At 52.5% G+C, this 14,162-nt stretch carries 14 protein-coding genes; 4 read left to right on the top strand and 10 right to left on the bottom strand.

Features of this window, described 5'->3' with window-relative positions; genetic code table 11:
• Positions 1 to 4: 4 nt before the first annotated feature.
• The 7 genes from cdsA to rpsB form a co-directional block, all read right to left on the bottom strand.
• Entirely contained in the window at positions 5 to 862 is an 858-nt protein-coding gene (gene cdsA, locus HOY33_RS07670; RefSeq protein ID WP_172289627.1) for a phosphatidate cytidylyltransferase, read from the bottom strand.
• Between the two features lie 9 nt (positions 863 to 871).
• Positions 872 to 1,633, bottom strand: a complete 762-nt coding sequence (ispU, locus tag HOY33_RS07665; RefSeq protein WP_172289626.1) for a (2E,6E)-farnesyl-diphosphate-specific ditrans,polycis-undecaprenyl-diphosphate synthase — start codon at positions 1,631 to 1,633, stop codon at positions 872 to 874.
• 193 nt (positions 1,634 to 1,826) lie between these two features.
• On the bottom strand, positions 1,827 to 3,020 hold the full coding sequence (gene ispC / locus HOY33_RS07660; protein WP_172289625.1) for a 1-deoxy-D-xylulose-5-phosphate reductoisomerase: 1,194 nt from the start codon (positions 3,018 to 3,020) through the stop codon (positions 1,827 to 1,829).
• Positions 3,021 to 3,225: 205 nt separating this feature from the next.
• Positions 3,226 to 3,783 (bottom strand): ribosome recycling factor, encoded by a 558-nt coding sequence (gene frr, locus HOY33_RS07655; protein WP_172289624.1) that lies wholly within the window; start codon positions 3,781 to 3,783, stop codon positions 3,226 to 3,228.
• A 130-nt stretch (positions 3,784 to 3,913) separates the two neighbouring features.
• Positions 3,914 to 4,645: a UMP kinase gene (pyrH, locus tag HOY33_RS07650; RefSeq protein ID WP_172289623.1), complete on the bottom strand. Its 732-nt coding sequence runs from the start codon at positions 4,643 to 4,645 to the stop codon at positions 3,914 to 3,916.
• Positions 4,646 to 4,793: 148 nt separating this feature from the next.
• The gene (tsf, locus tag HOY33_RS07645; RefSeq protein ID WP_172289622.1) at positions 4,794 to 5,651 is read right to left on the bottom strand and encodes a translation elongation factor Ts; all 858 of its coding nucleotides are present in this window, start codon (positions 5,649 to 5,651) and stop codon (positions 4,794 to 4,796) included.
• A 113-nt stretch (positions 5,652 to 5,764) separates the two neighbouring features.
• Positions 5,765 to 6,490, bottom strand: coding sequence for a 30S ribosomal protein S2 (rpsB, locus tag HOY33_RS07640; RefSeq protein WP_172289621.1), 726 nt, complete (start codon positions 6,488 to 6,490; stop codon positions 5,765 to 5,767).
• 349 nt (positions 6,491 to 6,839) lie between these two features.
• Here rpsB and map point away from each other — a divergent pair, with 349 nt between their 5' ends.
• The 4 genes from map (at position 6,840) to HOY33_RS07620 (ending at position 11,864) form a co-directional block, all read left to right on the top strand.
• Positions 6,840 to 7,634 (top strand): type I methionyl aminopeptidase, encoded by a 795-nt coding sequence (map, locus tag HOY33_RS07635; protein WP_172289620.1) that lies wholly within the window; start codon positions 6,840 to 6,842, stop codon positions 7,632 to 7,634.
• Between the two features lie 115 nt (positions 7,635 to 7,749).
• A complete protein-coding gene (gene glnD, locus HOY33_RS07630; protein ID WP_172289619.1) occupies positions 7,750 to 10,434 on the top strand; it encodes a bifunctional uridylyltransferase/uridylyl-removing protein GlnD in 2,685 nt (894 codons plus the stop codon).
• Positions 10,435 to 10,462: 28 nt separating this feature from the next.
• Positions 10,463 to 11,290, top strand: coding sequence for a 2,3,4,5-tetrahydropyridine-2,6-dicarboxylate N-succinyltransferase (dapD, locus tag HOY33_RS07625; protein ID WP_172289618.1), 828 nt, complete (start codon positions 10,463 to 10,465; stop codon positions 11,288 to 11,290).
• 184 nt (positions 11,291 to 11,474) lie between these two features.
• Positions 11,475 to 11,864: a DUF3461 family protein gene (locus HOY33_RS07620; protein ID WP_172289617.1), complete on the top strand. Its 390-nt coding sequence runs from the start codon at positions 11,475 to 11,477 to the stop codon at positions 11,862 to 11,864.
• Between the two features lie 63 nt (positions 11,865 to 11,927).
• Here HOY33_RS07620 and HOY33_RS07615 read toward each other — a convergent pair whose 3' ends face one another.
• From HOY33_RS07615 to HOY33_RS07605, 3 genes are read right to left on the bottom strand one after another with little or no spacing between them, the layout of a single operon-like run.
• Positions 11,928 to 12,380 (bottom strand): flavodoxin, encoded by a 453-nt coding sequence (locus HOY33_RS07615; RefSeq protein WP_172289616.1) that lies wholly within the window; start codon positions 12,378 to 12,380, stop codon positions 11,928 to 11,930.
• Between the two features lie 20 nt (positions 12,381 to 12,400).
• Positions 12,401 to 13,189 carry a tRNA pseudouridine(65) synthase TruC gene (truC, locus tag HOY33_RS07610; RefSeq protein WP_172289615.1) on the bottom strand — a complete coding sequence of 263 codons (789 nt, stop codon included), beginning with the start codon at positions 13,187 to 13,189 and terminating at the stop codon, positions 12,401 to 12,403.
• Positions 13,182 to 13,544: a YqcC family protein gene (locus HOY33_RS07605; protein ID WP_172289614.1), complete on the bottom strand. Its 363-nt coding sequence runs from the start codon at positions 13,542 to 13,544 to the stop codon at positions 13,182 to 13,184. Before HOY33_RS07605 ends, truC begins: the two co-directional genes overlap by 8 nt.
• Positions 13,545 to 14,162: the final 618 nt, after the last annotated feature.

Below are 14,162 nucleotides of genomic sequence, written 5' to 3'. Positions count from 1 at the left end.
CATGCTAAACGGCTTTAAATATCAACAGCATCAGGCAGGAAAACACCGGTACGGCTGCTGTCAGGCTATCAATACGGTCCAATACGCCGCCGTGTCCGGGGATCAAATGACTGCTGTCTTTAATGCCGGCTTCGCGTTTAAACATGCTTTCGGTCAAATCACCCAGCACCGACGCCAACACCGCCACAATGGAACAGACCAGCAGCGTCGATGACGCAACGGTCAAAGGAGCATAACGGCTGAACAGCAGGGAAATCACGGCTGAGGTGATCAGCCCGCCGATTAGACCTTCCCAGGTTTTTCCCGGGGAAACTTTCGGCGCCAGTTTACGCTTGCCAAACAATTTTCCAAACATATAGGCGCCGCTGTCCGCTCCCCACACCAGCAGCATGACATACAACAGCCACCAGGCGCCGATAAAAGAATTCACATCATAATTATATTGACGAAGGGCGACCATCCCCCAGAAAAAAGGAACGATCGTGACGACCCCGAAGACCACACGCAGAACACGCGAATGGCGCCATAAGGCTGCGGAAGCGGGATAGAACAGAACCAGAAACAGCGCGATCAGCCACCAGGCGAGAGAAACCCAGAGCGCGGCGCTGACTTGCGGTACATGTATCGAATAATGGTACGCCGGAAGCGTCAACAACATCAGCGCCAGCAAAAAACCGCACAGAATAGCCAACCAAAGCCGCTGACCATAGGAGGCGAACCCGGCAAGTTGTCCCCATTCCCAGGCGGCCAACATGCAAACAGCCAGCGTCACCAGCGTAAAGCCCACCGGGGGCAACAAAAACAGTGCTGCGATAACAATCGGAATTAAAATTAAAGCTGTAATCAGGCGATACTTCAGCAAAAGTTCCCCCTAGGATGCATCCGCATCGATAGGTGTTGTTCCCCCGAAGCGACGCTCGCGTTGTGCAAATGCATTCAGCGCACCTTCAAAGACATGTTCATCAAAATCAGGCCAAAGGACATCGGTAAAATAAAGCTCGGCATACGCAATTTGCCATAGCAGGAAATTACTTATCCGATGTTCGCCACCGGTTCTGATTACCAGATCAACCGGAGCCAGTTCATTCAGGCAAACATATTGGCATAATGAATCTTCATCAATACTGTCAGGACGCAATGTTCCCTCTTGTACCTGCTCAGCAAGCCGTCGTACGCCCTGAATGATATCCCAACGGCCGCCATAATTCGCAGCAATATTCAGCGTCAGCCCCTGATTATTTTGTGTCAGCGCTTCCGAGCGACGGATACGCTCTTGTAAACGCAGGCTAAAACGGCTGATATCACCGATGATGCGTAAGCGAATGTTGTGTTTATGCAGGCTTTTCACTTCACTGTCCAGCGCCCGGACAAACAGTTCCATCAAGGCGGTGACTTCCTGCGCGGGACGATTCCAGTTTTCGCTGCTGAACGCATAAAGCGTTAACGCATCAAGTTCATGGCTGACGGCAAAACTGACCGCCCGGCGTACGGATTTCACGCCGGCCTGATGGCCGAAAATCCGCAGTTTTCCCCGGTTTTTAGCCCAGCGGCCATTTCCATCCATGATGATGGCGACATGCCGAGGCCCAGCGAATGACAGATTATTAGCACTTTTTTGATTATCGGACGGCATAACGCGTACTTATTTCCTCAAACAAGAAATACAACAGTCCTTCCGTAACATCAGACGCTGTCAGCGCAAAAAAGCCGTGAACGATCACGGCTTAACTTCACCACCGGCGCAAAAAACATCGCTAAGCCAGTTGTTGAGCGGCGCAGACTATACCATCTCAACCCCCCATGAACAAATTGCGCCACGGAATACATTAGCTATAACGCATTAGCGTCTGTGTCGCGGTCTGCCTGGCCCATAGATCGATAGACAGAACTTCATCCACGCTTACCGGCTCCGGCAATGCGAGTTGCTCAACCACGCGCTGATTAACAGCGGCAATGTCTGTGAAACGAATTCGTGACTGTAAAAATGCAGCGACCGCGATTTCATTGGCGGCATTCAACGCCGTGGTCGCCGCCTGACCGTGATTACAGGCATCAATCGCCAATTGTAAACAAGGATATCGCTGATAGTCCGGCGCAGAAAAGGTCAAGGCGCCCAACTGGCAAAAATCCAGGGTTTTCACGCCTGACACCACCCGATTGGGGTAAGCCATTGCATGAGCAATCGGCGTACGCATATCCGGCGATCCCAACTGAGCCAGCACGCTGCCGTCAACATAACGCACCATGGAATGGATCACTGACTGAGGATGGACGATCACTTCCATCTGCTCAGCGGATGCGTTGAACAGCCAGCGCGCCTCAATGTACTCCAGCCCTTTATTCATCATAGTGGCGGAATCCACTGAAATCTTACGTCCCATCGACCAGTTAGGGTGCGCGCAAGCCTGATCGGGCGTCATGCCCGTCAGCGTTTCTAGCGGCGTTTCGCGAAACGGCCCACCGGATCCGGTGAGAATAATACGCTCGACGCCATACTGTTCTAAAGAAGAGTAGCCTAACTGGCGCTGAATTTGCTCAGGTAAACTCTGAAAAATCGCATTATGCTCACTGTCGATAGGCAATAGTTGGGCGCTGCTTTGGGCCACCGCATCCATAAACAGGCGTCCGCAGGTTACCAGCGACTCTTTATTCGCCAGCAACACCTGTTTGCCGGCGCGGATGGCGGCCAGCGTCGGCAGCAGACCGGCGGCGCCGACGATGGCCGCCATCACCTGATCGACATCATCCAGTGCGGCCAGCTCGCATGCCGCCTGCTCACCGGATAATACTTCAGTCCGGCAGCCGTATTGCGCTAGCTGTTGACGTAATAATTTGGCGGAAGCTTCATCCGCCATTGACGCATAGGCCGGTCGAAAGGTTAAGCACTGCTCCAGCATTCGCTCGACGTTATGCCCCGCCGATAATGCTTTCACCGCAAATTGGTCTGGGTTTGCCTTAATCACCGCCAGAGAACTGACGCCAATCGAACCGGTCGAGCCAAGAATTGTCAGTCGCTTCATTACAATGCTCTGAATAACTGGATTTGATTATAGAGACTAGTCTGAGACGATTGCCGTGATATGTCTACGACATTCATAACAAACGAGTTCACCGGCCAACACGGAGCTGGCCCGCAACAGTGGGTTCATTAAAAACAAAGCGCCGCCGGACAGCGGAATGCGAAACGCACCCCACTCTCCGGCGACGCTATCAAAACGAGGTGGATTAAAAATCCATCAGCTCCGCTTCTTTCTCTACCAGCGCGGCATCGACTTTTTTGATATAGCTATCAGTCAGTTTCTGCACATCCTCCTGAGCGCGGCGTTCTTCATCTTCGCTGATCGCTTTATCTTTAAGCTGTGCTTTCAGCTTATCGTTGGCGTCACGACGCACGTTGCGCACGGACACACGCCCCTGCTCCGCTTCGCCACGCACGACCTTAATCAGATCCTTACGACGTTCTTCCGTCAGCGGAGGCAGCGGAACACGAATGACAGAACCCGCAGACGAAGGATTCAGCCCCAGATCGGACGACATGATCGCTTTTTCAACCGCCGGGCCGAGGGAACGATCGAATACCGTAATCGCCAGCGTGCGGGAGTCTTCCACCACCACGTTAGCCAGTTGGCGCAGCGGCGTGGCGCTGCCGTAATATTCGACCTGAATACCGTCAAGAATGCTGGGTGAAGCGCGGCCAGTACGAATTTTGCTGATCTGATTTTTGAAAACCTCTACGCATTTTTCCATGCGCGTTTCAGCATCTTTTCTGATTTCATTAATCACGTTGTGAACCCTTGAAAACTGGTTGCCTGACAGGCCATACATCAAGCACGGCCCGGTGAATAATTTATACCAACATATAGCTGGCGATATATAACCATTTAATGACGGATATCTTACCCCATTTTCAGGATTATCCGTTATTACTGATCAACGTCCCTTCTTTCTCGCCCATGACCACGCGACGCAGCGCGCCGGGTTTGTTCATGTTGAAAACCCGGATAGGCAAGTTGTGGTCGCGCGCCAGAGTAAAAGCGGCTAAATCCATCACTTTTAACTCACGCTCCAACACTTCCTGATAGCTCAGTGTTTCATGCAATACCGCAGCGGGATCCTGTACCGGGTCAGCGGAATAAACGCCATCCACTTTTGTCGCCTTCAGCACCACGTCGGCTTCGATTTCGATACCGCGCAGACAGGCAGCCGAATCGGTCGTAAAGAAAGGATTACCCGTCCCTGCGGAGAAAATCACTACGCGATTATTGCGCAACAGACTAATGGCTTCCGCCCAGCTGTAATTATCACACACGCCATTCAGCGGGATGGCGGACATCAGGCGTGCGTTTACGTAGGCGCGATGCAACGCGTCACGCATCGCCAGACCATTCATGACCGTCGCCAGCATCCCCATGTGATCGCCCACAACACGGTTCATCCCTGCTTTAGCCAGACCGGCGCCGCGAAACAGGTTGCCGCCGCCGATAACCACGCCGACCTGAATGCCCAACTCAACCAGTTCTTTTACTTCCTGCGCCATGCGATCCAGAATGCTCGCATCGATACCAAAACCTTCGGTTCCCTGCAAAGCTTCGCCACTCAGCTTGAGCAGAATTCGTTGATATACGGGTTTTGCATTGGTTGCCATGGTGTTCTTGTCCTACAGGCTGTCATCGTATTGGGAGTTGTTTGTCACACTTACCGCTATTCATCAGAATGCGAACCGCGAATAAATGCGCTGAATTTATTTTGGCTGGATAAAAAGGAACCGCCAACTGGCGGCCCTTTTTTTATGATTAAGATTGCTTACTCATTGCGGCAACTTCAGCAGCAAAGTCAACTTCAGCTTTCTCAATGCCTTCACCCACTTCAAAACGGATGAAGCTGGTTACGTCGGCTTTATGCTCTTTCAGCAGATCGCCTACGGTTTTGCTCGGTTCCATAACGAAATGCTGACCGGTCAGGGAGATTTCACCGGTGAATTTGCGCATACGGCCTTCAACCATTTTTTCTGCGATTTCACGCGGCTTGCCGGATTGCATCGCGATATCCAACTGAATCTGGTGCTCACGGGCGACCACATCGGCAGGAACTTCTTCAGCTTTAACATATTCCGGCTTGCTGGCGGCGATATGCATGGCGATGTGCTTGATCAGCTCTTCATCGGCGCCGGTTGCTGCAACCATTACGCCGATACGCGCGCCGTGCAGGTATGAACCCAGCGCGTCGCCTTCCTGAATCGCGATACGGCGGATATTGATGTTTTCACCAATTTTAGCCACCAGCGCCGTACGCTGTTCTTCGAACTTCGCTTTCAGGACTTCAACATCGGTGATGCGCTCGTTCAGCGCTGCGGCAACCACATCTTCACCGAAAGCCTTAAAGCCGGCATCTTTAGCCACGAAATCGGTTTCGCAGTTCAGTTCAACGATGACGCCATATTTTCCATCGGCGGCGATTTTGGTCAGGATGATACCTTCAGCGGCAACACGGCCTGCTTTCTTGGCAGCTTTCGCCTGGCCGGATTTACGCATGTTGTCGATAGCCAGCTCGATGTCGCCATTCGCTTCAACCAGCGCTTTCTTACATTCCATCATGCCTGCGCCAGTACGCTCACGCAGTTCTTTTACCAGGGCAGCGGTAATTTCAGCCATTATCTTTTCCTCGGTTATCTCGCGGGGAGATAAGTAAAAAAGGGGCCTTAACAGGCCCCCTAACCAACATATCTCAATACCTGGTTAATAAGGGCTCGACAGAGCCAGTCTTATTATTCAGCTTCTACTAAGCCTTCTTCCGCTTGTTCAGCCAGATCCTGAGAACGGCCTTCACGAACGGCGGTCGCAACAGCGCTCAGGTACAGGCTAACTGCACGGATGGCGTCATCGTTACCAGGGATGATGAAGTCAACGCCATCCGGATCGGAGTTGGTATCAACGATAGCGAATACCGGGATACCCAGGTTGTTGGCTTCTTTGATTGCGATGTGTTCGTGATCGGCATCAACAACGAACAATGCGTCTGGCAAACCGCCCATATCCTTGATACCGCCCAGGCTGTTTTCCAGCTTGTCCAGTTCACGGGTTCGCATCAGCGCTTCTTTCTTGGTCAGTTTGTCGAAAGTCCCATCCTGAGACTGCGTTTCCAGATCTTTCAAACGTTTGATGGACTGACGAACGGTTTTCCAGTTAGTCAGCATCCCGCCCAGCCAGCGATGGTTCACAAAGAACTGATCGCAGCTGTTGGCAGCGTCTTTTACCGCTTCGCTTGCTGCGCGTTTAGTACCAACGAACAGAATTTTGCCCTTGCGAGAAGCAATTTTGCTCAGCTCAGCCAGCGCATCGTTGAACATCGGTACGGTTTTCTCAAGGTTGATGATGTGCACTTTATTACGAGCGCCGAAGATGAACGGCTTCATTTTCGGGTTCCAGTAACGGGTCTGGTGACCGAAGTGTGCGCCAGCCTTGAGCATATCGCGCATGGAAACAGTTGCCATGATTACCTCTATTAATTAAGTATGGGGTTAAGCCTCCACGTGTCCCATTGCGCCGACTCCTCAGGTGAAATACCGTTGGAGCACCCCGGCGAACGTGCCGACACGTGTGTGTTATATACACAAAGTGAGTTTAGTCGATGCGGCCAAATATCATGCAAAAACATCTAGCCGGATCGTCGGCGCGCTTTATATCATAAATCCCCCACAGACACCAACTTTTGTTGCTTTTCGTGCCATAGCGGCAGAATGATAATTTGGCAAGCCGGCGATAGGGCTGATAACATACGTTACTAGTTATTTAACGACCTTAATTTTTCGTGTCTTAACACGACACCTGCGGACAACATTAATGGCAATATCAATCAAAACTGCTGAAGATATAGAAAAAATGCGCGTAGCCGGTCGTTTGGCGGCCGAAGTACTGGAAATCATCGAACCTTACGTCGTACCCGGCGTCAGCACCGGCGAACTCGACAGAATCTGTCACGATCACATCACCAACAAACAACATGCGATCTCCGCCAGTCTGGGCTATCACGGATTTCCTAAATCCGTGTGCATCTCCGTCAATGAAGTGGTGTGTCACGGTATTCCGAGCGAAGAAAAAATCCTGAAAGATGGCGACATCGTCAATATTGACGTCACCGTGATCAAAGACGGTTTTCACGGCGACACGTCGAAGATGTTCATCGCCGGCAAACCCACCATTCTTGGCGAACGCCTGTGCCGCATTACGCAGGAAAGCCTGTATCTGGCGTTGAACATGGTTAAGCCCGGTATCCGCTTGCGTTCTCTGGGTAAAGCCATTCAGAAATTCGTCGAAGCGAACAACTTTTCTGTTGTCCGTGAGTATTGCGGTCATGGCATCGGTGAAGGATTCCATGAAGAGCCGCAGGTGCTGCATTACGATGCGGACGACGGCGGTGTGGTTTTGCAGGCCGGTATGGCCTTTACCATTGAACCGATGGTCAACACCGGTGATTATCGTATCCGCACCATGAAAGACGGTTGGACGGTAAAAACCAAAGATCGCGGCTTGTCAGCGCAGTACGAGCATACTATCGTGGTAACCGAAAACGGCTGCGAGATAATGACGTTGCGTAAGGATGACACCATCCCCAACATCATCACGCATCAACAGTGATATTGAGCCGGCGAACGCCGGCTTTTATTATGGCAGGCAGGGATCGCCGGCCACCCCGAGGGCTGTCGCAAGCGACGTTTAAAATCACTCCCGGCGATTTTTATAGGTTGCGCATATGACCAACAAAAACCTTTCACCAGCGATTCCTGTTGAAACCCACACGGCCGCACAGCCTCCTGATTCGCCGCTGACTTATCGTGACGACATGCTGAATTGCCAGACGTTGAAACAGCGACTGGAACAATTTCAGCTCTGGCTGGGAACGGAATTTAAATCAGGCGTCAGCGCCGAAACGCTGATTGCGGCCCGAACCGAGTTCATCGATCGTTTACTCCAGCGGCTGTGGTCTTTTTACGGTTTTGAAAACACCGCGCAAACGGCCCTGGTTGCCGTCGGCGGCTACGGTCGCGGCGAACTGCACCCGCTGTCGGATATTGACGTTCTGGTGCTTAGCCAGGACAAACTCGACGAAAAGCGCTCACAACGCGTGGGCGCTTTTATTACGTTGCTGTGGGATCTGAAACTTGAAGTCGGCCATAGCGTAAGAACGCTGGAACAATGCTTACAAGAAGGGCGGGCCGATATTTCCGTCGCCACCAACCTGATTGAATCCCGCATGATATGCGGTGATGTCGCCCTGTTTCTCAATTTGCAAAAACAGGTATTCAGCGAAACGTTCTGGCCTTCTTCGGCGTTTTTCCCGGCTAAAATCGTCGAACAACAGGAACGCCATCAGCGTTACCACAGCACCAGCTACAATCTCGAACCCGATATCAAAAGCAGCCCCGGCGGATTACGCGACATTCACACCCTGTTGTGGGTCGCCCGCCGCCATTTCGGCGCCACCTCGCTGGACGAAATGGTCGGTTTTGGTTTTCTGACGGAAGCCGAGCGCAAAGAGCTGAATGAGTGCCAGAGCTTTCTATGGCGTATCCGCTTTGCCTTGCATCTCATGCTGCCGCGCTACGATAACCGCCTGTTATTCGACCGTCAGCTCAACGTCGCCCAGCTTCTGCAATATCAGGGAGAGGGGAATGCGCCGGTAGAGCGCATGATGAAAGACTTCTATCGGGTGACTCGCCGCGTCAGCGAACTGAACCATATGCTGTTGCAACTGTTTGATGAAGCCATTCTGGCGCTGGATACCAGCGAAAAACCGCGCCCGATCGATGACGAATTCCAACTGCGCGGCAATCTGATTGATCTGCGGGATGAAACCTTGTTCATCCGTAAGCCGGAAGCCATCATGCGCATGTTTTACCTGATGGTGCGCAACCGCGATATCGCCGGCATCTACTCCACCACCCTGCGCCAATTGCGCCATGCGCGGCGTCACCTCGCCAGTCCGTTGTGCACCATTCCAGAAGCGCGGCAGCTGTTTATGAACATACTGCATCACCCGCATGCCGTCAGCCGCGCCCTGCTCCCCATGCACCATCACAGCGTGTTATCGGCCTATATGCCGCAGTGGAGCAATATCGTCGGGCAAATGCAGTTTGATTTGTTTCATGCTTATACTGTCGACGAACATACCATTCGGGTGCTGCTGAAGCTGGAAAGCTTTGCGAATGAGGATACCCGTTCGCGCCATCCGCTATGCGTGGAATTGTACCCGCGTCTTCCCCAGCCTGAGCTGCTGTTGCTCGCGGCGCTGTTCCATGACATCGCCAAAGGCCGCGGCGGCGATCATTCGGAACTCGGAGCACAGGATGTGCTGGAATTCGCCGCCCTGCATGGGTTGAATTCTCGTGAGGCGCAGCTTGTGTCCTGGCTGGTGCGTCGCCATCTGCTGATGTCCGTTACCGCGCAGCGCCGCGATATTCAGGATCCGGCGGTCATTCAGCAGTTTGCCACGGAAATGCAGAGCGAAACCCGTTTGCGCTATCTGGTCAGCCTGACCGTCGCCGATATCTGCGCCACCAATGAAACCTTATGGAACAGTTGGAAACAAAGTCTGTTGCGCGAACTCTATTTTGCGACCGAAAAGCAGCTTCGCCGCGGGATGCAAAATACCCCGGACCTGCGCGAACGCGTACGCCACCATCGTTTACAGGCGCTGGCTCTGTTGCGCATGGACAATATCGACGAAGAAGCGCTGCACAATATCTGGGGCCGTTGCCGGGCCGACTATTTCCTGCGGCATTCCCCCAACCAACTGGCCTGGCACGCCCGCCACCTGCTGGAACACGATACCAACAAGCCTTTGGTATTAATCAGTCATCAGGCCAGCCGGGGTGGAACGGAAATTTTCATCTGGTGCCCGGACCGGCCGTATCTGTTTGCCGCCGTGGCCGGTGAACTGGATCGTCGTAACCTCAGCGTTCACGATGCGCAGATCTTTACCAGCCGTGACGGGATGGCCATGGACACGTTCATCGTGCTGGAACCGGACGGCAGCCCGCTGGCGCAGGATCGTCACGAAATGACGCGTTACGCACTTGAGCAGGCGCTGACGCAGCGTGACTATCAGCATCCGCGCGCGCGCCGCCCGTCGCCGAAATTACGCCACTTCAGCGTACCGACCGAGGTCAGTTTTCTGCCGACCCATACGGACCGACGCAGCTATATGGAACTTAGCGCCCTCGATCAGCCCGGGCTGCTGGCCCGCATCGGCGAAATCTTCGCCGATCTCAATTTATCGCTGCATGGCGCCCGCATTTCCACTATCGGCGAACGGGTGGAAGATTTATTTATTCTGGCGGACAGCGACAGGCGAGCGCTGAAACCGGAATTGCGTCTTAAATTGCAAGAACGGTTGACAGAAGCCCTTAACCCAAACGATAAAGTACCATTGAGTTAATTTTCACAATCAGGAAAGAGAAAACAGGATGCATCAACAATTACAGAACGTTATCGAAACCGCCTTCGAACGCCGCGCCGAGATTACCCCGGCCAACGCGGACAGCGTCACGCGCGAGGCCGTCAATCAGGCCATCAGCCTGCTGGACAGCGGCGCGCTGCGCGTCGCGGAAAAAATCGACGGTCAGTGGGTCACTCATCAATGGCTGAAAAAAGCCGTGCTGCTCTCTTTCCGCATTAACGATAACCAGCTTATTGAAGGCGCGGAAACGCGCTATTATGACAAAGTGCCGATGAAATTCGCCGATTATGATGCTGAACGTTTCCAGCGCGAAGGTTTCCGCGTCGCGCCGCCGGCCAGCGTACGTAAAGGCGCATTTATCGCCCGCAATACCGTGCTTATGCCCTCTTATGTCAACATCGGCGCCTACGTCGACGAAGGCACTATGGTAGACACCTGGGTGACGGTCGGCTCCTGTGCGCAGATTGGTAAAAACGTCCACCTGTCCGGCGGCGTCGGCATCGGCGGCGTACTGGAACCCTTGCAGGCCAACCCCACCATCATCGAAGACAACTGCTTTATCGGCGCACGCTCCGAAGTGGTTGAAGGCGTGATCGTTGAGGAAGGTTCGGTCATCTCAATGGGCGTATTCATCAGCCAAAGCACCCGAATCTACGACCGTGAAACCGGTGAAAGCCACTATGGACGCGTACCGGCGGGTTCGGTGGTGGTGTCCGGCAACCTGCCGTCCAAAGATGGCAGCCATAGCCTGTACTGCGCCGTTATTGTCAAGAAAGTGGATGCGAAAACCCGCGGAAAAGTGGGTATTAATGAGTTATTACGCACCATCGACTAAACTGAATCTGGCGGGTTATCCAACCCGCCATTTTTATCGCCGACTCTCCCCAGCGTATTGCTGTACCCATCATATTGAATCGCGCCAGAAACACCCCGGCGTCAGGTAAGTGGGGTATGTCACAGATAAAGCAGGCTGCTTATCAGTATGATAATTGAACTATTTTAACATCAAAGGTGGCGTTATGTATGACAATCTGAAAAGCCTGGGTATTACCAATCCGGATGATATTGATCGCTATAGCCTGCGCCAGGAAGCCAGTAACGACATCCTGAAAATATACTTTCGCAAGGACAAGGGCGAGTTTTTCGCCAAAAGCGTGAAGTTCAAATATCCGCGTCAGCGTAAAACCATCATGGCGGACAATTCCGGTCAGGGTTACAAAGAGATCAATGAAATCAGCCCTAACCTACGTTATGTTATTGATGAGCTTGACCAAATCTGTCAGCACGAGCAGGTGGAAGTCGATTTAAAACGCAAAATTCTTGACGATCTGCGCCATCTGGAAGGCGTGGTCTCCAACAAGATCGCCGAGATCGAAGCCGATTTAGAAAAGCTGACCAAAAATCGCTGACCTCCTCTGCAATCACCACACAGTATAACGGGAGCCTTGGCGCTCCCGTGTTGTATTCACATCTTACTGTTCTATGGAATCCGCCCACTGTTCCACCCACGGGCAGGAAATCACTTCCGGTTCAGGGTGTTCAATGGCGTCAATATCCAGTACGTCGCCAATACGTTTTGCGCCGATTTCCTGCAACAACGCATCAAACTGATGACCGCCGCCGCAGAAATTCTCGTAGCTGCTGTCACCCAGAACAATCAATCCATAGCGCAGTTCCGGTTGATAGCCACCCTGCTCCCGCAAGGCCGCGTACAAGGGAGCAATGGAGTCAGGCAGCTGCCCCTGCCCCGTCGTTGATGTCACCACCAGCACATAATGTTCACGGTAGTTCAGCCATGACTCCAGTGACGCATCCTCATAAACCCTGACCTCATGCCCGCGTTCTTTGAGGATATTTTCTGCTTCTTCGGCTACCAGCAATGCATTTCCGTAGACCGTGCCAACAAAAATACCAATCTGCGCCATGATTCTGACTCCCTTTTTATTTAATACCCGATGAAATACCCGCTATCCTGACCCGACGCAGCAGGAAACTCAACCCTTTCAAAGTCAGGGAGAATCCCCTGCCAGCCAAACTGCGACATCACCCCCTGCCAGGCCGCATCCCAACGCGCATGCAGCGTCAGCATCCGGCCGCTTACCGGGTGAGGCAAGCTTAGTCGGCTGGCATGCAGCATGAGTCGGTCACAGGAAAAATGTGCATGCATCCCCCGATTCTGCCGCAGGTCGCCATGCGTACTGTCGCCAATAATCGGATGGCGAATATGCGACATATGACGCCGCAACTGGTGCTTGCGACCGGTTTGCGGCGTCAGCTCCAGTAAACTATAGCGTGATGTGGGGTAACGACCGATAGCCACCGGCATTTCAGCCTGTGCCAACGTCCGATAATGGCTTACCGCCGGTTGAGGCGCTTTATCCGGATTGGCAAATTTATCCGCGATTTTGTCCAGCTCTTCCGTCAAAGCGTAATCAACCACGCCGTCATCCAAAACATAGCCTCGCACCACGGCATGATAGAGCTTCTGCATCTGATGCTGTTCAAGCTGCCTGGACAACCGGCGGGCGATTTCGCTGGAAAGCGCCAGTAAAAGCACGCCGGAGGTTGGTCGATCAAGACGATGAACGGTATAGACATGCCGACCGATTTGATCGCGCACCGTCTGCATAACAACAACTTTTTCTTTGCGATCCAGCCAGCTACGATGCACCAGCCACCCGGCAGGCTTATTTACCGCCACCAGATGCTCGTCTTGATAAATGATCTCAAGCATGGCGGTTTTCATCCGATAGACGGTGACCCGGCTCATCTTTGTCAAACAAGGCATCAAGCTGCGCAATAACCATCAGAACCGGTTCTCTATCAGACGAGGCGCCTTCCAGCGCCTCTTCGAAATACGGCAACAAAGATAATTCAGCGGGTAGCGGCGCACCGCCGTCAAGCAGCGCATGCATACGCGGCAACAGCACCCACTGTAACCATTGCTCCGCCGTCATGGTGTCAATGCAGAAAGGTTCTACGCTGGCAAAAGCGGCGGCCTCCGGCGGTAATTCCTGCCAGAAAGGGCTGCCTCGTAATACACGTTCGATATCCAACAAAGACTGACGCACCTGATTCTCTAAACTCATGCGATTTCTCACGGCTTAAGCCTGTTGCAGTAGGCGGCGAAGCATACCATTGATATTAGTCTCGCCCAATATTCGCGTTTCGGTAAACAATTCGGCAAAAAAATGGGGGCACTGATTGCTCAGTACCCCCGGTTCGTTTTATAGCCATCCCGCTACACCTTTGCGTCCCTGCTCATCCGTGAAAACTTTTCCTGAGTGGTCTTCCTAACCGACTATCCCTGCTGGCGTCCTACTTTCGTCCTGACTGATCCATCCTGTATCATCCATGACTAAATTCCTTTAGGCTCCAGCCCCACCGACATTCCCGATCGGTTCTCAGTCTCCTTCCTGGAGGTGTCCCTCGCTTCTTCCTGAAAACGTCGTTCATTCGTCAAATAAACCTTGATGAACCCGCCATCATCTTTACCGACGATTACCGCTACATCCAATACAACCGGTTACTAATTTAAGTAATAAGATGTATTAATTGTTCGAATTCAGCAAGAGGCAAGCGACATAGTTTATCCGCTGCCTTTATGGCAAAAGAGAGAAAAAAACATTAACACACTAATTAATAATAGAAAAATTAAAATAAAAACCAAGCTCAATATGAAAGATACGAGATCTCTTACAGCAAGT

This window comes from Brenneria sp. hezel4-2-4 (assembly GCF_013155275.1).
In the GTDB taxonomy this organism is placed as follows: domain Bacteria; phylum Pseudomonadota; class Gammaproteobacteria; order Enterobacterales; family Enterobacteriaceae; genus Brenneria.
This window is presented reverse-complemented; position numbering and strand designations above follow the sequence as displayed.

What these genes read in the sequence shown, in the direction of transcription:
- map (WP_172289620.1), top strand. Translation starts at nt 6,840, where the DNA reads ATGGCAATATCAATCAAAACTGCTGAAGATATAGAAAAAATGCGCGTA.
- dapD (WP_172289618.1), top strand. Translation starts at nt 10,463, where the DNA reads ATGCATCAACAATTACAGAACGTTATCGAAACCGCCTTCGAACGCCGC.
- HOY33_RS07620 (WP_172289617.1), top strand. Translation starts at nt 11,475, where the DNA reads ATGTATGACAATCTGAAAAGCCTGGGTATTACCAATCCGGATGATATT.
- pyrH (WP_172289623.1), bottom strand. Translation starts at nt 4,645, where the DNA reads ATGGCAACCAATGCAAAACCCGTATATCAACGAATTCTGCTCAAGCTG.
- ispC (WP_172289625.1), bottom strand. Translation starts at nt 3,020, where the DNA reads ATGAAGCGACTGACAATTCTTGGCTCGACCGGTTCGATTGGCGTCAGT.
- tsf (WP_172289622.1), bottom strand. Translation starts at nt 5,651, where the DNA reads ATGGCTGAAATTACCGCTGCCCTGGTAAAAGAACTGCGTGAGCGTACT.
- truC (WP_172289615.1), bottom strand. Translation starts at nt 13,189, where the DNA reads ATGCTTGAGATCATTTATCAAGACGAGCATCTGGTGGCGGTAAATAAG.
- rpsB (WP_172289621.1), bottom strand. Translation starts at nt 6,490, where the DNA reads ATGGCAACTGTTTCCATGCGCGATATGCTCAAGGCTGGCGCACACTTC.
- HOY33_RS07605 (WP_172289614.1), bottom strand. Translation starts at nt 13,544, where the DNA reads ATGAGTTTAGAGAATCAGGTGCGTCAGTCTTTGTTGGATATCGAACGT.
- glnD (WP_172289619.1), top strand. Translation starts at nt 7,750, where the DNA reads ATGACCAACAAAAACCTTTCACCAGCGATTCCTGTTGAAACCCACACG.
- HOY33_RS07615 (WP_172289616.1), bottom strand. Translation starts at nt 12,380, where the DNA reads ATGGCGCAGATTGGTATTTTTGTTGGCACGGTCTACGGAAATGCATTG.
- ispU (WP_172289626.1), bottom strand. Translation starts at nt 1,633, where the DNA reads ATGCCGTCCGATAATCAAAAAAGTGCTAATAATCTGTCATTCGCTGGG.